This window comes from Micromonospora sp. HM134 (assembly GCF_007833915.1).
GTDB lineage: Bacteria > Actinomycetota > Actinomycetes > Mycobacteriales > Micromonosporaceae > Micromonospora > Micromonospora wenchangensis.
In genome coordinates this window covers 220,699-238,162 of sequence record NZ_CP041061.1, presented here as the reverse complement: position 1 = coordinate 238,162, position 17,464 = coordinate 220,699, and the positions used below count along the sequence as shown (strand labels likewise).

Genomic DNA, 17,464 nt, shown 5'->3' with positions numbered 1-17,464 from the left:
AATCGCGGGGGCCGCTGTGAACTCGCTGTGACGGGGGCGGGGGTCCGCTCCGGCATCGCGCACCATGTGACCGGTCCACCCGTTTCCTGTGCCCCGATGGGCCTAAAAGAGGTATGACACTTTGGTGAGGTGAGTGATGAACCAGACGATTGCCACAGACATTCCCGACATCAGCGAAGAGTGGTACCGCGACGTCGTCGACGTGGCCGATGCCGCCCCGGCCCCGGCGCAGTGGTTCGCGGTGCACTTCACCGAGGCGGTGATCCTGCTGCTCGGCCTGATGCTGGTGGCCGTCGCCGTGCCCCGGCTGCGCCGGCCAGACCCGTGGGGCCGGGCTCTCGCCCTGGTCGCGCCGGCCACCGTCATCCTGGCGTACGGGTGCAGCGAGCTACTCAAGTCGCTCGTCGACGAGGAGCGGCCCTGCCGGGGGGCGGTCACCATCCTGGCCGCACCGTGCCCGCCGACCGGTGACTGGTCCTTCCCGAGCAACCACGCCACGATCGCCGGGGCGCTGGCCACCGCCGTCCTGCTGCTGTCCCCACGGTGGGGTCTGCTGGCCGCCCCGCTGGCCCTGCTCGCCGCGTTCTCCCGGGTCTTCGTGGGCGTGCACTACCCGCACGACGTCCTCGCCGGCCTGCTGCTCGGCCTGGCGGTGACCCTGCTGGTCACCCTCCCGGCGGCCCGGCCCCTCGCCGAGATGCTGCGCCGGCACGCCGACCCGGCCGCCCGGGAGGTCGACCGGGGTCAGCGGGTCGGCTGAGCCGGGTCAGCCGACCAGCAGGAGCGCGGCACAGGTGCCGGCGACCAGGAACGGCCCGAACGGCAGGTGGCTCGACCACCCGACCCGGCGACTGGCCAGCAGCACCACCCCGACCAGCGCCGACAGCAGGAAGGTCAGCACCAGCCCGGTCACCACCACCCCCCACCCCTGCCAGCCGAGCAACGCCCCCACCCCGAGCGCGAGCTTGGCGTCGCCCAGGCCGAAACCCCGCCGGCCGAGCAGCAGCGTGGTGGTGGCGAAGGCCAGACCGAGCGCCACCCCGGCGGTCACCGCCCGCAGCCACGCCCCGGCACCCGCCCCGGTCGCCGCGGCCACCCCGAGCAACGCCCAGGTGCCGACGGCGGCGGGCCAGGTGAGCCGGTCCGGCAGCCGGTGCACCGCCAGGTCCACGAGTACGAGCGGGACCGCGCAGCCGAGCCACCAGGCCAGCGCGACCCGCTCGCCCAGCGGCCCGTCGACCAGCACCAGCACCGCCGCGGCCACCACCAGCAGCGCCTCGACCACGAACGGCGCGGCACCGACCCGGCCCGCGCAGGCCGGGCAGCGGGCCGTCGGCCCGAGCGCCGGCAGCGGCCGGTCCAGCCCGACCGCGGCGCCGCAGCCGTCGCACCCCACCCGGTCGGCCACCCCCGGGGGTACGGCGTACCGGGCGACCGCGAGCCGCAGCACCGGCGCGACCGTCAGCGCCCCGGCCAGTCGGCGGAGGACAGACACGGAGCGTGACGTCCGGACGGGGTCGACGTAACGGTCCGATATCAGGTCGGCGTCCTCAGTGGAGACCTGAGCGTCCCCCACCCCGCCGGGCGCTTCCGGGGCATCGACCGCGACCTTCGGGGAACGGATCGGACCAGCCCGCTCGACCCGTCCCATATCCTCCGGCGACGCAGGCGGTTCGCCGACCGGGCCGACCCGATCGGTGGGCACCGGACCGCGATCGGCGGGCACCGGTGGCACCGGCCGGACACCCTGGACATCGCCCACCTTCGGTCACTCCTGCCCATCACGGTGAGTGCTCGGATGAATTGCCTCTGTTGCATCGGCGCACGTCAGCCTATGCTCGCCCCTTGGGTACGACGCAACCCCGAGCAGCCGCGTCGGACGCCAGAATCCACCCATCCGCACAGATCCGCACAGGTAAATGCCGCAGCACCCGGAACTGTCCGATCGACATCATCCCGGAGTACCGCCGCATGCCCGGAGGCCGCCACGATCGTCGCCACCGGGTGCCACCGAGGAGGGCACGGCAATGCGTACAGGGCGATCCCGCCACTGGACCAGCTGCCTGGTCGTCGCCGTGGTGGCCGCCCTCGCCGGCTGCGCGGACCCGCCGGAGACGACCTCCGGCCCCGCCCCCCGACCGGCCAGCGACGACCGCCCAACCACCGAGGTGGAAAAGGCGGCCGAGCGGGCCGCGCTGGCCGCGTACGCCGGATACCTGGAAGCCTCCCGGGAGGCGAGCCGGGACAGCGACCCTTTCTATCCGAAGCTGACCCGGTTCCTGGGCGACCCGCTGCTCACCCGGGTCCGGGTGGCGATCGACGACGCCCGCCGGCACGGCGCCATCCGCACCGGGACGTTGAAGTCGGAGCCCTCCGTCACCTCGGTCAGCCTCGACGGCCGCCCGGCGACGGTGGAGATCCAGGACTGCCTGGACGCCACCGGCTACCGGCTGGTCTACCGCAAGGACAAGCGGGTGGTGCCCGGCTCGGCCGGCACCCGGCACCTGGCGACCGCCACCGCGACCCGTTACCCGGACGGCCGCTGGCTGATCAACGACGGTGCCGCCCACGAGGACCAGCCATGTTGACCGGGGAAGGAACGCCCGTGCCGACCCATTCCGCCACCCTGCCCCCGGCCGGCCCCGAGCCCGCCGCCCGCCGTCTGCTCCGACCCGTCGGCGGCCTGCCCCGCCGGGTGCTCGCCGGCCTGCTGCTGGCCGCGCTGGTGGCCGTGGCCGCGCCACCGGCCCCGGTGCAGGCGGCCGGCCCGGGGGTGGAGTGTCCACCGGGCCAGAACGACTGCAGCATCTGGGACGACGACCCGGGCACCCCCGGTGACCCGGGCGGTGGCACCGGACCGGGCAGCCCGAACAGCCCCGGCGCCACCCCGAAGTGCCAGTGGAACGGCAAGCCGCTGCCCTGCTACAACCCGCAACTCGGCTGGTTCGACAACGCCAGCGGCTGCTACTACAAGGTCGCCGAGCCGCAGGAGGAAGCCCCCGAGGGCCAGGTGTGGTACGTCCAGACCTGCAACGGCGGTGATCTGGGCGCGCAGTCGACGGTGCTGCGCGACGAGCCGCCGCCGGGGTTCGGCACCCCGCCCGACCCGGAGGAACTGGCCCGCCGGGCGCTCGCCTCGATCAGCCTGCTGCCGCCCCGGACCTCGGTGGCCCCCCGGCGCAGCGTGGGCCCCGGCCTGGTCGGCCTGCCGGTCTGGATGTGGGCCAGCACCGGTCGGAACTACTTCGGCCCGCTCTACGCCTCGGCCAGCGACCGGGGCCTGACCGTCACCATCACCGCCCGGGTGCAACGGACCGTGTGGGACATGGGCAACGGCAAGAAGATCACCTGCCGGACTCCCGGCACGCCGTACAAGGCGACCGGCCCGAACGCCGGCAAGAAGTCGCCGACCTGCGGCTACGACGGTTACGCCAAGGCCGGCAACTACCGGGTCAGCGCCACCACCTTCTGGAACGTGCACTGGGTCGGCGGTGGCCGCAGCGGCGACATCGCGCAGACCCGCACCAGCGGCGTCATCGACATCCAGATCAAGGAACTCCAGGTGGTGACCCGATGAGCGCCGGCTGTTCCACGGTTTTGCGAGCCCCGCAGTCGCGAACGGAGATTGTCCAGTGAGTCTGGCCACCCGCGATGGAGTTCCGGTGGATGCGCCGATCGCCCCGCCCAAGGTGGTCCGGCAGCGCCGTACCCGGCCCGGCCTGCTCGGGCTCGCCGTGCTGCTGATCGCGTTGGGTGGTCTCGGCGCGGCCTTCGCGGTCACCTCGGTGCGGGCCACCGGCAGCTACCTGGCCGTCGCCCGCCCGGTCGAGGTGGGCCGCGTCCTGACCGCCGACGACCTGGTCAGCGTGCAGGTCTCCGGGGGCGCGGGGCTGTCCCCGGTGCCGGCGAAGAAGCGCGACGAGGTGGTCGGCAAGCGGGCCGCCGTGTCGCTGGTCCCCGGGTCGCTGCTCACCATGGCGCAGCTCACCGACGCCCCGCTGCTCAGCCAGGGGCAGCAGCAGATCGCGCTGGGCCTGGAGCCGAGCAAGGTGCCGGCCCGCAAGCTGCACCCCGGTGACAAGGTGTTGCTGGTCAGCACCCCGGACGAGGATTCCGACAACACGCCGTCGTCGACCCGGTTCACCGCCACGGTGATCGACACCCTCACCCCGGAGAACGACGACGTGGTGATCTACCTGGCGCTCGCGGTCCGGGACGTCCCGGCGGTGGTGGTGCTGGCCGCGCAGGAGCGGATCGCCCTCGTGCTGACCGAGGCGGCCTGACCATGGCCATCATCGCGCTGGTCTCGGCGAAGGGGTCGCCCGGCGTCACCACCACGGCGCTGGCCTGCACCTTGAGCTGGCACCGGCGGCTGGTGCTCGCCGAGTGCGACCCGGCCGGCGGCTCGGTGCTCGCCGGCTACCTGGGCGGCCAGCTCGACGGGCCGCGCGGCATCGGCGAGCTGGCCGTGCGTGAGCTGCGCGACGGCAGCCTGGAGTCGACGTTCTGGTCGCAACTGGTCGACCTGGACGCGCCGAGGCGGGAGCGGCTGCTGCTGCCCGGCGTGGTGGACCCGGCGCAGGCCGGCAGCGTCGCGCCGCTGTGGCAGCGGTTCGCCGACTTCTTCCGCACCCTGGAGAAGGGCCGCCCCGGCTACGACGTGATCGTCGACTGTGGTCGGCTCCAGGTCTTCGGGCCGCCCTGGCCGCTGCTGCGCGCCGCCGACGTGGTGCTGCTGGTGACCCGGGCGCAGTTGCCCGGCCTGTCCGGCACCCGGTCGATGATCCGGGCCATCGAACGGGACTTCACCGACCACCGGGTGCCCCCGGGCACGCTGCGGCTGGTGGTGGTCGGCGACGGGCACGGCAAAGCCGAGATCGGTAAGGCCCTGGGGGTGCCGGTGATCGCCCGGTTGCCGGAGGACCCGCGTACCGCACAGGCGCTCAGCTTCGGCGGCACGGTCCGCGCCGGACGGCCGCTGATGCGCGCGGCGACCGCGTTGGAGGCCCCGGTACGGGAGCTGCTGGAGCAGCGGCGGGCCCGGTTGGCCTGGCCGACCCCGGCGCAGGGGGTGCCGGATGCGGTTTGAGCCGGTCTCCCACGACCCGCGTACCCCGCCGCCCGGGGTCACCTCCACGATGCCGCCACTGGCCCCGGTGAACGGCCGGCACTACGCCCCCGCCCCGTCGACGCCGCCGGCCACCGCCCCGCCGACGCCCGCGCCGACCGCGCCTCCCCGGCCGAAGGTGGACTTCGCGGTGGTCCGCGAGCTGCGTCGGGAGTTGAGCGAACGGCTCACCCAGTGGCAGCGCGGCCGGGAGTTCGACGCCGACGCCGAGGAGGTCGAGCGGGCCCGGCTCGCCGTCGCCGTGGTCTCCGGCTACGCCGACGCGGTACGCCGGGCCGGCACCCCGCTCAGCGCCGACGAGGAACGGACCCTGCTCGACCAGGTGACCGCCGAACTGGTCGGGCTTGGCCGGCTACAGACCCTGCTGGTCGACGACACCATCGAGGAGGTGCACATCCTCGGCTGCGACCAGGTGCGCATCACCCGGCACGGCGGTGGCGTCGACTGGGGTGAGCCGATCGCCGACAGCGACGACGAGCTGGTGGAGATCCTCCAGGCGGCGGCCCGCCGGGCCGGGGCCACCGAGCGGTCGTTGTCCACCTCGAAGCCGACGCTGGACCTGCAACTGCCCGACGGCAGCCGGTTGGCGGCGGTGTTCCTGGTCAGCCACCGCCCCTACGCGGTGATCCGTAAGCACAACACGTTGGACGTCAGCCTCGACGACCTGGCCGGCAGCCGCCCCGACCTGGACGAGATGATCGACCCGCTGTTGCGCGACTTCCTCCGGGCGTCCATGCGGGCCGGGTTGAACATCATGGTCGCCGGGCTGGCCGGGGCCGGCAAGACCACTGTCATCCGGGCGCTGATGGACGAGATCCCGCCCGACGAGCCGTACGTGCTGCTGGAGGAGAGCCGGGAGCTGCTGCCGGCCCGACGCGGCGACAAGCACCGGGCGGTGATGAGCTTCGAGTCCCGGGAGGGGCACGGCGAACGCGGCCTGGACGGTCGGCCCGCCGGTGAGGTGAGCATCGCCGACCTGATCCCGGTGTCGCTGCGGATGGGCGTGCTGCGGATCATCGTCGGTGAGGTCCGGTCCCGGGAGATCGTGCCGATGCTCCAGGCGATGACCACCAGCCGTGGGTCGATGTGCACCATCCACGCCCGTACCCCGGCCGGGGTGAGCGAGCGGATCATCGAGCTGGCCCTGGCGCACGGCCGGGAGATGACCGTCGACCAGGCCCGTCGGATGGCCGGCAACGCCCTCGACCTGATCGTCTACGTCACCGTCGAGGACGAGACCGCGATCGGCGGACGCAAGCACCGGTTCGTCTCCCACGTGGAGGAGGTGATCGGGGTCGGCGACGCCAACCGGATCACCACCACCACCGTGTTCGGGCCCGGCCCGGACGGCCGGGCCATCCCCCGCCACCTGCCGGAACGGGTCCGGGGTCAACTGTTGCGGGTCGGCTACGACGCCCGGCTGCTGTCCCGTTTCATCGAGGCCGGGGCGGGCGCGTGGCGTCGGCCCCGGCACAGCCGTCTCGCCCCGGCGGTACGCCGATGAGCACCATCGAACTGCTCGCGGTGGTCTCCGGCGCGGCCTGCGTCGGCGGGATGGTGCTGGCCGTGGTGGCGTTGTTCGGCACCACCAAGCCGACCCGGCCGGCCCGGAACTCGACCACCGGGCTGCGCCGGCTCTGGCTCGGCCCGGGCACCAACCGGCGGGACCAGCGGGCGCACCAGATGATGTTGGGCGCGGCGGCGGTGGCGGGGGCGCTGGCGTTCCTGCTGACCGGGCTGCCGGTGGTGGGGTTGATCGTGGCGGCGGCGGTGCCGGGGGTGCCGTGGCTGTTCGCGGTGGGCCGGGCCGAACAGCGGGCGATCACCCGGATCGAGGCGGTCGGCGAGTGGACCCGCCGGCTCAAGGACGTCTCCAACACCGGGCAGGGCCTCCAGCAGGCGATCATCACCACCATCGCCACCGTCCCGGAGGAGATCCAGGAGGAGGTGCGGCTGCTCGCCGCCCGCCTCCAGGCCGGCTGGACGGCCCGGTCCGCCCTGCTGGCGTTCGCCGACGAGATCGGTGACCCGGTCTGTGACCAGGTGGTCGCCGCGCTGATCCTGCACCTGACCGACCGGGGCGAGCGCCTCGGCGACGTGCTCGGCTCCATCGCGTCGGCCGCCTCCGCCGAGGTGGCCACCCGACGCGAGGTGGAGGCCAAGCGCACCCAGCCCCGGTTCGCGGTCCGCTTCCTCACCGGGATGACCCTGGCCGTGCTGGCGTACGGGCTGGTCAACACCGAGTACGTCCGGCCGTACGGGACGTTCTTCGGTCAGCTGCTGATGGCGGTGCTCGCCGCGGCGTTCATCGCCCTGCTGGCCTGGGTACGCGCGATGAGCCAGCCCCCGCCGCCGCCCCGGTTCCTGCCCCGGCCCGACCCGGCGGAGGTGGTCGCGTGACGCTCAACTGGCAGCTCACCATCGCGGTGCTCGGCGGCGCGGCCATCGGGCTCGGCCTGTTCCTGCTGGTCCGGGAGGCGTTGCCGGCTTCCCCGGCGCTCGGCCCGGCGTTGCGCCGACTGCACCAGCCTGCGGGCGCCGCCGTCGCCGCCGGACGCGGGCCGGACTGGTTGGGGGGTTTCTCCCGCTGGCTGCGCCCGCCGCACCGCCAGCTTGCCCTGCTCGACCAGACCCCCGAGCAGTACACCATGTCGATCCTGCTCTCCGCCCTGGTCGGGCTGGCCACCCCGACGGTGGCGGGGGCGCTGCTCTTCCTGGCCGGGGTGAGCATGCCGGTGGTCGTACCGGTGCTGGGCAGTCTGGGGTTGGCGCTGGTCTGTGCGCTGCTCGCGCACCGCACGGTGCTGGCCAAGGCGGACACCGCCCGGGAGGAGTTCCGCGCGGCCGTCTGCACCTACCTGGACCTGGTGGCGTTGCAGTTGTCGGCGGCGCACGGCCCGGTGCAGTCGCTGGAGCGCGCGGCGGCGGTCTGCGACGGCTGGGTCTTCGCCCGCATCCGGGAGTCGCTGCGGATCGCCCAGATGCAGATGCACTCGCCCTGGGACGAGCTTCAGGACCTGGCCGAGAAGATCGGCATCCCGGAGTTGGGCGACGTCGGGGCGATCATGCGGTCTTCCGGCAGCGAGGGCGCCCAGGTGCACGAGACGCTGCGCAGCCGCGCCGAGTCGCTCCGGGACCAGATCCGCACCGACAACCTGGCCCGCGCCGAGGGCGTCACCAGCCGGCTGGACATTCCCGGCTCGCTGCTGGTCTTCGTGCTGCTGGCGTTCGTCCTCTATCCGTTCGTCGCCCGCCTCTGAGTAGTCCACCTCCCCAAGGAGTCCCGCCATGCACCTCGTCACCTTCCTCTACGTGGCCACCGTGGCCCGGCTGGCCGAGCTACGCCGCGAGGCGGAGCGGGGCGACAGCCCCGTCCCGACCGCCGTGATCATCGCCGGCCTGGTGGTTGCCGCAGCCGCAGTCACCGCCCTGGTCAAGACCAAGGCCGAGGGTTGGATGAACAGCATCGCGAACCCGTGACCCGCATCCCCCTGGCCATCTCGTGTCGGGACCGGACGGCCCCCACCGCCCGGTCCCGGCGCGCACCCCTGCGCGCACCCGACGCCGGGCGTGCCGTGCCGGCCGGGCTCCGCGCCGCCGGTCGGGCCGCCCGCCGCCGGCTCACCGCCGGGGGTACGGACCGGGGGGCCAACCCCGTGGAACTGGCCGTGGTGATGCCGGCGGTGCTGGTGCTCCTCTTCGGCTCCATCCAGATCGCCGCCTGGTTCGTGGCCCGGTCGACGGCGATGCACGCCGCCCAGAGCGGGGTGAACGCGCAACGGGTCCTGGAGGCGCCGGCCGGGGCGGGCGAGGCCCGCGCCAGGCACTTCCTGGGTGCCGCCGGGGACTGGCTGGTCGGCGCGAAGACCACCTGCGCCACCACCGCGACCGAGGTGACCTGCACGGTCACCGGGAAATCCCTGAGCGTCATCCCGGCCGTCCGGTTCGACGTCCGGCAGACCGCCCACGGCACCGTCGAACGGTGGACGAACCCGTGACCGGCCACCCGCCCCGGCGCACCTGGCGTGCCGCGCTGGCCGGCCGGGTCGGGCGACTGCCCCGGGGCGACCGGTCCGTCGTCCCCACCGCCGACCCGCCGGGCGACCGTGCTGCGGGGCGTACCCGGGGATCGGTGTCGGTGGAGGTGGCGGTGCTCGCCCCGGCGTTCCTCGCGCTGCTGATGCTGGCCGGGGTGGCCGGCCGGGTCGCGGTCGCCGACGAGGCGGTGGAGGCGGCGGCCCACGACGCCGCGCGGGCCGCCTCGATCGCCCGCGACGCCGGCACGGCGGAGAGCGCCGCCCGGTCGGCCGCCCGCCGGCAGCTCGACTGGCGGGGCCTCAACTGCACGAGCGCACCCCAGGTCACGGTCTGGGGTTCCACCCGCAACTCCGACCACACGTCGCTGGGCACGGCGTTCCGCAGCCAACTCGGCGAACCGGTGAGCATCTGGGTCCGGGTCAGCTGCACGGTCTCCTTCGCCGGGATGCGTTTCCCCGGGCTGCCGATGGGCGACAAGCGGGTCGAGGCCACGTTCGGCTCCCCGCTGGACCGCTACCGGAGCCGGCAGTGACCGCCCGCCCCACCGGTGATGAGGGCCGGATCAGCCTGTTCCTGGCCGTCGCCATGATCGGCGTGCTGGCGGTGATCGGCGTCGCGTACGACGGCGCGGGTCAGCTACGTACCCTGCAACGCGCCGACGACCTGGCCGCCGAGGCGGCCCGCAGCGGCGGCCAGGTGATCGACCGGGCAGCCGCGATCGAGGGCCGGCCCAAGGTGATCGACGAGCCGGGTGCCCGCGCGGCCGTCGCGCAGTACCTGCGGGGCAACTCCGACGTGACCGGCCAACAGGTCAGCTTCCCGGTGGTGGCCGGCGAGAAGCAGATCCGGGTACGCGTCACCGTCGTCTACCGCCGGCACCTGCTCGGCCTGATCGGCATGGACCGCACCGTCACCGTCGCCGGCGAGGCGACCGCCCGCACCCTCACCGACCGACCATGAACCCGCTGGCCCGGCGGACCCGTCGGCCCACGCACCCGGTGCCCCCGCACCGGCAGACCGCAGGAAGGAGGGCAGCATGACCACACCCCGTGGTTCCACCGCCCGACGTACCGGCCAGTTGCTCACCGGCTTCGGGTCGCTGGTGGTCCTGATGGCGTTGCTGGTCGGCGCGCCGGTGGCGCTGCTCGCCTTCGCCGGCAACCCGCTGCCCGACCACCTGCCCACCCTCACCGAGGTCGGCACCGTACTGACCAGCCGCGACGACGGACAGCTCTTCATCCGGGCGCTCGCGCTGGTCGGCTGGTTCGGCTGGGCGACGTTCGCCTTCTCCGTACTGGTGGAGATCGGCGCCCAGGTGACCCGCCGGCAGACACCCCGGCTGCCCGGTATGCGCCGGCAGCAGCGGGCGGCGGCGGCCCTGCTGGGCTCGGTCGCGTTGATCATCGCAGCGAGTCCGGCGGCGAGCGCGGCGGTGACCCTGACCCAGCCGATGCCGGCCGCCGCCGGTACCGGGGTGGCGACGACGCTGGACACCTCCCGTACCGGCCTGGGTGCCGCCCCCAGCGCCGGCATCGGCGGCGCTGCCCTCAGCGCCGCCCCCGGCACCGGCCTCGGTCCCGTCCCCGGTGCCGAGAAGCCTGCCGCGAAGCCGGTCTACCGGGTGGCCCGGGGCGACTACCTGGGCGAGGTCGCCGAACGCTACCTGGACGACTTCGACCGCTACCCCGAGGTGGCCCGGCTCAACGACCTGCACGACGCCGACCGGATCAGGCCGGGTCAGCTCATCAGGCTCCCCGCCGAGGCCGACGACACCGGAGCCCGCCGGCACGCCAGCGGCCACCTCGTCCCGGGTACGCCCCGCAAGCCGTCCCCGCGCCCGCCCGCCACCACCCCCGGCGGCCAGGCCGACCCGCAGCACCAGGGTGCGCCTGCCACCCCGGGCAAGCCGACCGGACCCGCCACCCCGAAGCCGACGGGGCCCGCCGCCTCGAAGCCGACCGGTCCGGCCACCCCGAAGCCGGGGAAGATCGGACCGGCCACGCCGCAGACGGCCACCCCGCAGACCGCCCAACCGCCCGCCGAACGGCCGGTCGGTGTGCCACCGGCGATGGCCGCCGGGGCGTCCCGGGCCACCCCGGACGACACGATCAACAGGCCGCTGGCCGTTTCGGCGGTACTGGCCGTGGCGAGCATCGTCGGCGCGCAGATCGGTGCGGTGCTCGGCCTGCGTCGCCGCCCCGTCCGGGTGACCGCCGGCCGCACCTCGGCCGCCCGGATCGCCGCCGCCCGGATGTCCACCAACCGCACCACCACCGGCCGCACCCCGGGCCGCTCGATGGGCAGCCGCGCCTCCGCCGCCCGGGACCTGGTGACCGGCCGCCACCGCCGCGACTGACCCCGCCCGAACGCCCCACCCTGCCGCCCGCCCACCGTCCGCTGCCCTTGTTGGCCCCGGTGATCAAGAGGTCTGCGTCAAGTTGAAGATCGACTTTGACGCAAACCTCTTGATCAACCTCCAAAGGCGAGGGCGGGGCGACGTGGAACGGGGCGAGGTGGGGGCGGGGGCAGGGGGACAGTCAGGGGAGGCGGGTTTGGAGGGTGCCGTCGACCACGCGGGTGGGGAGGATCTGCTGGTCGGTGGCAGAGGGGCCGTGGACGACCTCGCCGCCGTTGAGCCGGAACGCCGAGCCGTGCCAGGGGCAGACCACGCAGGTGTGCCCGTCGATCTCCTGTACCTCGCCCTCGCCGAGCGGGCCGCTCTGGTGCGGGCAGCGCTCCAGCATGACGGTGACCTCGTCGCCGTGCCGGTAGAGGATCACCGAGACGTCGTCCACCTCGCGGGTCACCAGCTTGCGCTGCGGCAACCCGGCCAGCTCGGCCACCGGCCGCCACCCGTCGCCCATCCGGTGCAGCTCGGAGACGCTCTGACTGACCTGCGCCCCCTGCTTGTACGCCAGGTGCCCACCGAGGTACGCCCCGGCGCTCGCCGCGCCCAGCCCCAGGTAGGCCAGTGCCCGCCCGACGCCGTGCCGACCGGTCAACCGGGCCGCGAGGGAGCCGGCGTACAGGGTCAGGCCGACGGTGTTGGCGGCGGCGTGGACCAGTCCCACCCGGCGCTGGTCCCGGGAGAGTTCCGCCCAGTCGTTGAGCCCGGCCACGGCTGCGGGAACCGCGCTCACGGTGCCCAGCGCGACCAGCGCGGTGGCCGCCCGACGTTGGCCGGGGAGCAGGTCGACCACTGCGGCGCTGATCCAGGCACCGACCGGCACCTGCACCATCGCCGGGTGCAGCGGATGGCCCAGGAAGACGCCGTGCAGCAGGTCGCGGACCCGCTGCGGGCGCAGGGTCGCCTGGACGGCACGCTGCAACCGGTCTCCGGTGCGGTCCAGCGCGGTGGCCTGTTCGAGTTTCGTCATCAACGCTCGCACCCTGTCCGACTTCCCGGCTGACCGGGTCGCAAACCGGGCGACCGGCACCAATCCGGGTCCCCTGGCTCGATCGACTCAACGGCGGCCAGGTAGCGGTATCGACGCCGCCGGGGCACCGCAACATCGGCCCACCACCGCGCGCCCCGGCCGGGGGGATGCGGGATGCTGGGGGGATGGCGGTGCATGTTGTCCGGGACGGGGCGGTGACCACGGTGATCTTAGACCGGGCGGCGTCCCGCAATGCCGTCGACGGGCCGACCGCACGGGCGCTCGCCGACGCGTTCCGTGCGTTCGAGGCCGACCCGGCCGCCCGGGTCGCGGTGCTCTGGGGTGCGGGCGGCACGTTCTGCTCGGGTGCCGACCTCAAGGCGATCGGCACGCCGAGCGGCAACCGGGTCGAGCCCGACGGCGACGGCCCGATGGGTCCGACCCGGATGTCACTGTCCAAGCCGGTCATCGCGGCGATCTCCGGGTACGCGGTGGCCGGCGGCCTGGAGCTGGCGCTCTGGTGCGATCTGCGGGTCGCCGAGTCGGACGCGGTGCTCGGGGTGTTCTGCCGACGCTGGGGGGTGCCGCTGATCGACGGCGGCACGGTGCGGCTGCCCCGGCTGATCGGCCGGAGCCGGGCGATGGACCTGATCCTCACCGGCCGTCCGGTGCCCGCCGACGAGGCGTACGCGATGGGGCTGGTGAACCGGGTGGTCGCGCCGGGTGAGGCACGGGCGGCGGCCGAGCGGCTGGCCGCCGAGATCGCCCGGCACCCCCAGACCTGCCTGCGCAACGACCGGGCGTCGGTGCTGGCCGGGGAGGGGCGGCCCGAGCCGGAGGCGCTCGCCACCGAACTCGCCTACGGGATGGATTCGCTCGCGGCCGACGCGCTGGCCGGCGCGGCCCGCTTCGCCGCCGGTGCCGGCCGCCACGGCGAGTGAGCCGGCCCGCCCCCCGGGCCACCGCGCGATCAGGGGCCACTGAGCGGTCCCGGCCGGGCGTACCGCCGGGCGGGGGCACCGGATGCGGGCGGGCCGGCCGGCGCGGCGGTGAGCCGTGCCGGCCGGCCCGCCGGGCTCAGCTCAGGTCGTCCAGGGCGCTCTGGATGGCCCGGTGGAACGTCGGGTACGCGTAGATCATGTGCCGGAGCTGACTGACCGGTACGGCCGCGTGCACCGCCACCACCAGCGCCGAGAGCACCTCGCCCCCGGCGGGGCCGACCGAGGTCGCCCCGATCAGCACCCCCTGGTCGGCGTCGGCGATCACCTTGATGAAGCCGCCCGGCTCGCTCTTGTGGATCCACCCCCGGGTGGACGACGACAGCTCGGTGAACCCGACCTGCACGTTGATGCCCCGCTCGCGGGCCTGCCGTTCGGTGAGCCCGACCGCGCCCACCTCGGGGTCGGTGAAGGTGACCCGGGGCAGCGCCCGGTAGTCGGCCCGGGGCACGGTGCCGGCGGCACCACTGGGGCCGGCCGCGCCCATCGACCCCCCGACCGCGCTGGCCGCGCCCATCGCGCCACCGACCACGCTGGCGGTGCCGCTGGCATCGGGGCCGGCCCCGGCCCGCCGGACCCGGTCGAGCACGTCGGCGACCACGATCGACGCCTGGTACATGGCGATGTGGGTGAACGCGCCCTCGCCCGTGACGTCGCCGACCGCCCAGATCCCGTCGGTGACGTGCATCCGGTCGTCCACCGGCAGGTAGCGCTGGCCGGCGTCGATCCCGACGGTGTCCAGCCCCAGCTCGTCCAGGTGGGCCCGGCGGCCGGTGACCACCAGCAGTTTCTCGGCGCTGAACGACCGGTCACCGGCGTGCACGGTGAACGCGTCGCCGTCGTGGTCGATCCGCTCGGCCTTGACGTCGGTGGCGATCTCCACCCCGTCGGCGCGCAGCGCGGCGGCGGCCACCTCGGACGACTCGGGTTCCTCCAGGGCGAGGATCCGGCCGGACGCCTCCAGCACGGTCACCCGGACCCCGAACCGGGCGAAGACCTGCGCCAGTTCCGCCCCGATCGCCCCACCGCCGAGGACCAGCAGGCTCGCCGGCAGCTCCGCCACCTCGATCGCCTGGTGGTTCGTCCAGTACGGGGTGTCGGCCAGCCCGTCGATCGGTGCGATCGAGGGGCGGGTGCCGGTGCCGAGGACGATGCCGTGCCGGGCCCGGAACACCTGGTCACCGACCCGGACCCGGCCAGGGCCGTCCAACCGGCCGCTGCCACGCAGGAACCGGCCGCCCTTGCCGGTGAACCGGTCCACGGCGGCCTGGTCGTTCCAGGTGTCCGTGGCCTCCTCCCGGATGCGTTTCGCTACCGGGGCCCAGTCGGCCCGGACCTGCGCCGACCCGGCCAGCCCGTCGACCCGACGGGCCTCGGCCAGCGCGTTCGCCGCCCGGATCATCATCTTGCTGGGAATACAGCCCCAGTACGGGCACTCCCCGCCGACCAGGTCCCGTTCGACGCCGACGACGCTGAGGCCGGCCTCGGCGAGTCGCCCGGCCACCTCCTCGCCGCCCACGCCGAGCCCGACCACGACCACGTCCACCAGTTCCGGCTCTGCCATCCCGCCAGCATTCCGCACGGCCCCGCCCCCGGCCACCGGTCCATCCCGGATTTCCCGCTCCCGGGCGGCGGACCCGGCCCGGCGATGTCGGACCAGCCCAGCACCACCCGGGCCGGTGTCAGCGGAGCCAGACCGGGTCAGCGCCGGGCACCTCCAGCGGCGGCGGGTAGTCGAGGGTGCGGCGTACCTCGGGGGGCAGCCGCCACGGTTGGTGCACGGCCTTGCCGGCGACCGTCGCCAGCTCGGGCACCCAGCGGCGCACGTACCCGCCGTCGGGGTCGTAGCGTTCGGCCTGGCGGACGGGGTTGAGTCCCCGGTACGGGCGGCTGTCGTTGCCGGTGCCGGCCACCCACTGCCAGTTGCCGGAGTTGTCGGGCACGTCGCCGTCGAGCAGCCAGCGGGAGAAGACCTCGAGGCCGGGCCGCCAGTCGAGGCCGAGCACCTTGGTCAGGTAGCCGGCGGTGATCAGCCGGGCCCGGTTGTGCATCCAGCCCTCGGCGTGCAGTTGGCGCATGCCGGCGTCCACGATCGGCATGCCGGTGCGGCCGTCGGCCCAGGCGTCCAGCGCCGCCGCGTCGTACCGCCAGTCCTCGGTGGCCCCGCGCCGGTACGCCTTGGCCGCGATCTCCGGGAAGGCGGCGGTGACCTGGTGGTAGAAGTCCCGCCAGCAGAGCTGCCGGACGAACGGGTGCCCCCGGTCGTCGGCCCGGTTCGCCACCGTCAGCGGGGACAGGCAGCCGAACCGCAGGTACGGGCTGAGCCGGGAGGTCTCGTCGGCGGCCAGGTCGTCGTGGATGTCGTCGTACCGGGAGAGGGTGGGCAACCACTGCGTGAGCCGGCACTGCCCGACGGACTCGCCGCCGGCCGCGGCGTCCGGCGACTCCCCCTTCGGTGCCGCCGGCAGTCGACCGACGGCGACCCCGTCGGGCAGCGTGACCCGCCGGGGCGCGGCCAGTTCCTCCCGCCACCGCGCCCCCGACCAGACCCGGTGGTAGGGCGTGAACACCCGGTAGTGGTCGCCGCCGCCGGGTCGCAGCTCGCCCGGTTCGACGACGGTGACGCCGGGGAACAGCCGCAGGAACAGCCGGTGCCTGTCGCATTCGGCGCGCAGCCGGCGTTCGCGGCGGTGGGCGTAGCGGCTGACGTCGGCGGAGAGGCCGATGCCTTCGGCGTCGACCTCGCGGGCGAGCCGGATCGTCTCGGCCACCGGGTCGCCCCGGCGGACCACCAGGTCACCGCCGAGCGCGCGCAGGGTGTCCCGCAGTTCGGCGAGGCACTGGTGCAGGAACCGGTTGCGGTTGGGCGAGTGGCCGGCCAGTGCCGGGTCGAGGACGTACAGCGGCACCACCCGGTCGAACGCGGCGCAGGCCGTCGCCAGTGCCGGGTGGTCGTGCACCCGCAGGTCGCGGGTGAACAGCACGACCGCCGTACGGCCGCTCACGACACCGCCGGGCCGGGCACCGCGACCGGGGTGCCGGTACGGGTGAGCAGCGCCTTCGCCGCCACCGCGAGTCGTCGCCGCTGGGGCACCACGGCCCGCTGGACGAACACGTCGTAGTCCTGGGCGGCGACCTCGTCGAGGATGCCGCCGTAGAGGGCGTAGGCGGTGCGCATGCACGCCTGGGAGGCGGGGGCGAGCAGGGTGATGCCGGGCGCGGCGGCGGCGTAGTGGGCCTGGGCGCGGGTCACCTCGTACTCGATGAGGTCGCGGATGCGGTCGGTGCTGCGGCCGGCGGCCCGCGCGGCGAGCAGGTCCTCGCGGGTGACGTTGAACTTGGCGAGGTCCTCGTCGGGCAGGTAGGTGCGGCCCCGGTCGAGGTCCTCGGCGACGTCCCGGATGAAGTTGGTGAGCTGGAAGGCGAACCCGAGTTGCCGGGCCGGCTCCCGGGCGGCGGCCGGGTCGGAGCTGCCGAGGATGGGCAGCATCATGGTGCCGATGACCGCCGCCGACCCTTCCATGTAGTCGAGCAGGTCGTCGTAGGTCGGGTACGACATGACGGTCAGGTCCATCGCCATGCTGCGCAGGAACGACGCGAAGTCGGCGCGGTCCAGGTCGAACACGGCGATGGTGTGCAGCACCGCCGGCAGCAGCGGGTCGTCGACCGGTTCGCCGTGCAGTCCGGCGACGAAGCGGGAACCCCAGGCGTCCAGGAGGGCGGCGCGTTCGGCGGGCGGCAGGTCCTCGGTGCGGTCGACGATCTCGTCGGCGTAGCGGGTGAATCCGTACAGGGCGTGCACGTGCCGCCGTTTCCAAGCGGGCAGCAGCCGGGTGGCGAGATAGTAGGTGCGGCCGTGGTGTTTGTGCAGCTCCCGGGAGCGGGCATAGGCAGCGGTGAGATCGGTGTCCACCGGGCCTCCT

At 74.4% G+C, this 17,464-nt stretch carries 19 protein-coding genes; 14 read left to right on the top strand and 5 right to left on the bottom strand.

Annotated features, from left to right (window positions below):
- Positions 1 to 136: 136 nt before the first annotated feature.
- Positions 137 to 760, top strand: coding sequence for a phosphatase PAP2 family protein (locus FJK98_RS01210; RefSeq protein ID WP_145917357.1), 624 nt, complete (start codon positions 137 to 139; stop codon positions 758 to 760).
- 6 nt (positions 761 to 766) lie between these two features.
- Here the strand turns inward: FJK98_RS01210 and FJK98_RS01205 are convergent, their stop codons facing one another.
- Complete coding sequence (locus FJK98_RS01205; RefSeq protein ID WP_240762531.1) at positions 767 to 1,495, bottom strand: A24 family peptidase; 729 nt, start codon at positions 1,493 to 1,495, stop codon at positions 767 to 769.
- A 532-nt stretch (positions 1,496 to 2,027) separates the two neighbouring features.
- Between FJK98_RS01205 and FJK98_RS01200 the strand changes: the two genes are divergently transcribed.
- From FJK98_RS01200 to FJK98_RS01145, 12 genes are all read left to right on the top strand, one after another.
- The gene (locus FJK98_RS01200) at positions 2,028 to 2,588 is read left to right on the top strand and encodes a hypothetical protein (protein WP_145917355.1); all 561 of its coding nucleotides are present in this window, start codon (positions 2,028 to 2,030) and stop codon (positions 2,586 to 2,588) included.
- Between the two features lie 17 nt (positions 2,589 to 2,605).
- On the top strand, positions 2,606 to 3,577 hold the full coding sequence (locus FJK98_RS01195) for a hypothetical protein (RefSeq protein ID WP_370516974.1): 972 nt from the start codon (positions 2,606 to 2,608) through the stop codon (positions 3,575 to 3,577).
- 55 nt (positions 3,578 to 3,632) lie between these two features.
- The gene (locus FJK98_RS01190) at positions 3,633 to 4,283 is read left to right on the top strand and encodes an SAF domain-containing protein (protein ID WP_145917354.1); all 651 of its coding nucleotides are present in this window, start codon (positions 3,633 to 3,635) and stop codon (positions 4,281 to 4,283) included.
- Positions 4,284 to 4,285: 2 nt separating this feature from the next.
- Positions 4,286 to 5,089 carry a ParA family protein gene (locus FJK98_RS01185; protein WP_145917353.1) on the top strand — a complete coding sequence of 268 codons (804 nt, stop codon included), beginning with the start codon at positions 4,286 to 4,288 and terminating at the stop codon, positions 5,087 to 5,089.
- Positions 5,079 to 6,632: a CpaF family protein gene (locus tag FJK98_RS01180; RefSeq protein WP_145917352.1), complete on the top strand. Its 1,554-nt coding sequence runs from the start codon at positions 5,079 to 5,081 to the stop codon at positions 6,630 to 6,632. The genes FJK98_RS01185 and FJK98_RS01180 overlap by 11 nt, the downstream gene beginning before the upstream one ends.
- The gene (locus FJK98_RS01175) at positions 6,629 to 7,528 is read left to right on the top strand and encodes a type II secretion system F family protein (protein ID WP_145917351.1); all 900 of its coding nucleotides are present in this window, start codon (positions 6,629 to 6,631) and stop codon (positions 7,526 to 7,528) included. Before FJK98_RS01180 ends, FJK98_RS01175 begins: the two co-directional genes overlap by 4 nt.
- Positions 7,525 to 8,388, top strand: a complete 864-nt coding sequence (locus FJK98_RS01170) for a type II secretion system F family protein (RefSeq protein WP_145917350.1) — start codon at positions 7,525 to 7,527, stop codon at positions 8,386 to 8,388. The genes FJK98_RS01175 and FJK98_RS01170 overlap by 4 nt, the downstream gene beginning before the upstream one ends.
- Positions 8,389 to 8,416: 28 nt before the next feature.
- Positions 8,417 to 8,608: a hypothetical protein gene (locus FJK98_RS01165; protein WP_145917349.1), complete on the top strand. Its 192-nt coding sequence runs from the start codon at positions 8,417 to 8,419 to the stop codon at positions 8,606 to 8,608.
- Positions 8,609 to 8,676: 68 nt separating this feature from the next.
- The gene (locus tag FJK98_RS01160; RefSeq protein WP_228543197.1) at positions 8,677 to 9,126 is read left to right on the top strand and encodes a TadE family protein; all 450 of its coding nucleotides are present in this window, start codon (positions 8,677 to 8,679) and stop codon (positions 9,124 to 9,126) included.
- A 56-nt stretch (positions 9,127 to 9,182) separates the two neighbouring features.
- Positions 9,183 to 9,698 carry a TadE/TadG family type IV pilus assembly protein gene (locus tag FJK98_RS01155; RefSeq protein WP_145922503.1) on the top strand — a complete coding sequence of 172 codons (516 nt, stop codon included), beginning with the start codon at positions 9,183 to 9,185 and terminating at the stop codon, positions 9,696 to 9,698.
- 53 nt (positions 9,699 to 9,751) lie between these two features.
- Positions 9,752 to 10,126 carry a hypothetical protein gene (locus FJK98_RS01150; protein WP_145922502.1) on the top strand — a complete coding sequence of 125 codons (375 nt, stop codon included), beginning with the start codon at positions 9,752 to 9,754 and terminating at the stop codon, positions 10,124 to 10,126.
- A 76-nt stretch (positions 10,127 to 10,202) separates the two neighbouring features.
- The gene (locus tag FJK98_RS01145) at positions 10,203 to 11,522 is read left to right on the top strand and encodes a LysM peptidoglycan-binding domain-containing protein (protein ID WP_145917348.1); all 1,320 of its coding nucleotides are present in this window, start codon (positions 10,203 to 10,205) and stop codon (positions 11,520 to 11,522) included.
- 181 nt (positions 11,523 to 11,703) lie between these two features.
- Here FJK98_RS01145 and FJK98_RS01140 read toward each other — a convergent pair whose 3' ends face one another.
- A complete protein-coding gene (locus tag FJK98_RS01140) occupies positions 11,704 to 12,555 on the bottom strand; it encodes a Rieske 2Fe-2S domain-containing protein (protein WP_145917347.1) in 852 nt (283 codons plus the stop codon).
- Positions 12,556 to 12,728: 173 nt separating this feature from the next.
- Here FJK98_RS01140 and FJK98_RS01135 point away from each other — a divergent pair, with 173 nt between their 5' ends.
- Entirely contained in the window at positions 12,729 to 13,484 is a 756-nt protein-coding gene (locus FJK98_RS01135) for a crotonase/enoyl-CoA hydratase family protein (protein ID WP_145917346.1), read from the top strand.
- A gap of 136 nt (positions 13,485 to 13,620) precedes the next feature.
- Here FJK98_RS01135 and FJK98_RS01130 read toward each other — a convergent pair whose 3' ends face one another.
- The 3 genes from FJK98_RS01130 to FJK98_RS01120 form a co-directional block, all read right to left on the bottom strand.
- Positions 13,621 to 15,105, bottom strand: a complete 1,485-nt coding sequence (locus FJK98_RS01130) for an NAD(P)/FAD-dependent oxidoreductase (protein ID WP_145917345.1) — start codon at positions 15,103 to 15,105, stop codon at positions 13,621 to 13,623.
- Positions 15,106 to 15,223: 118 nt separating this feature from the next.
- Positions 15,224 to 16,546: a deoxyribodipyrimidine photo-lyase gene (locus FJK98_RS01125; RefSeq protein WP_145917344.1), complete on the bottom strand. Its 1,323-nt coding sequence runs from the start codon at positions 16,544 to 16,546 to the stop codon at positions 15,224 to 15,226.
- Positions 16,543 to 17,454, bottom strand: a complete 912-nt coding sequence (locus FJK98_RS01120) for a phytoene/squalene synthase family protein (RefSeq protein ID WP_145917343.1) — start codon at positions 17,452 to 17,454, stop codon at positions 16,543 to 16,545. Before FJK98_RS01120 ends, FJK98_RS01125 begins: the two co-directional genes overlap by 4 nt.
- Positions 17,455 to 17,464 lie beyond the last annotated feature (10 nt).

Bases quoted from the DNA above. Each gene is read 5' to 3' on its own strand.
- FJK98_RS01210 (WP_145917357.1), top strand. From the start codon at position 137: ATGAACCAGACGATTGCCACAGACATTCCCGACATCAGCGAAGAGTGG.
- FJK98_RS01200 (WP_145917355.1), top strand. From the start codon at position 2,028: ATGCGTACAGGGCGATCCCGCCACTGGACCAGCTGCCTGGTCGTCGCC.
- FJK98_RS01185 (WP_145917353.1), top strand. From the start codon at position 4,286: ATGGCCATCATCGCGCTGGTCTCGGCGAAGGGGTCGCCCGGCGTCACC.
- FJK98_RS01180 (WP_145917352.1), top strand. From the start codon at position 5,079: ATGCGGTTTGAGCCGGTCTCCCACGACCCGCGTACCCCGCCGCCCGGG.
- FJK98_RS01175 (WP_145917351.1), top strand. From the start codon at position 6,629: ATGAGCACCATCGAACTGCTCGCGGTGGTCTCCGGCGCGGCCTGCGTC.
- FJK98_RS01165 (WP_145917349.1), top strand. From the start codon at position 8,417: ATGCACCTCGTCACCTTCCTCTACGTGGCCACCGTGGCCCGGCTGGCC.
- FJK98_RS01150 (WP_145922502.1), top strand. From the start codon at position 9,752: ATGATCGGCGTGCTGGCGGTGATCGGCGTCGCGTACGACGGCGCGGGT.
- FJK98_RS01145 (WP_145917348.1), top strand. From the start codon at position 10,203: ATGACCACACCCCGTGGTTCCACCGCCCGACGTACCGGCCAGTTGCTC.
- FJK98_RS01135 (WP_145917346.1), top strand. From the start codon at position 12,729: ATGGCGGTGCATGTTGTCCGGGACGGGGCGGTGACCACGGTGATCTTA.
- FJK98_RS01130 (WP_145917345.1), bottom strand. From the start codon at position 15,105: ATGGCAGAGCCGGAACTGGTGGACGTGGTCGTGGTCGGGCTCGGCGTG.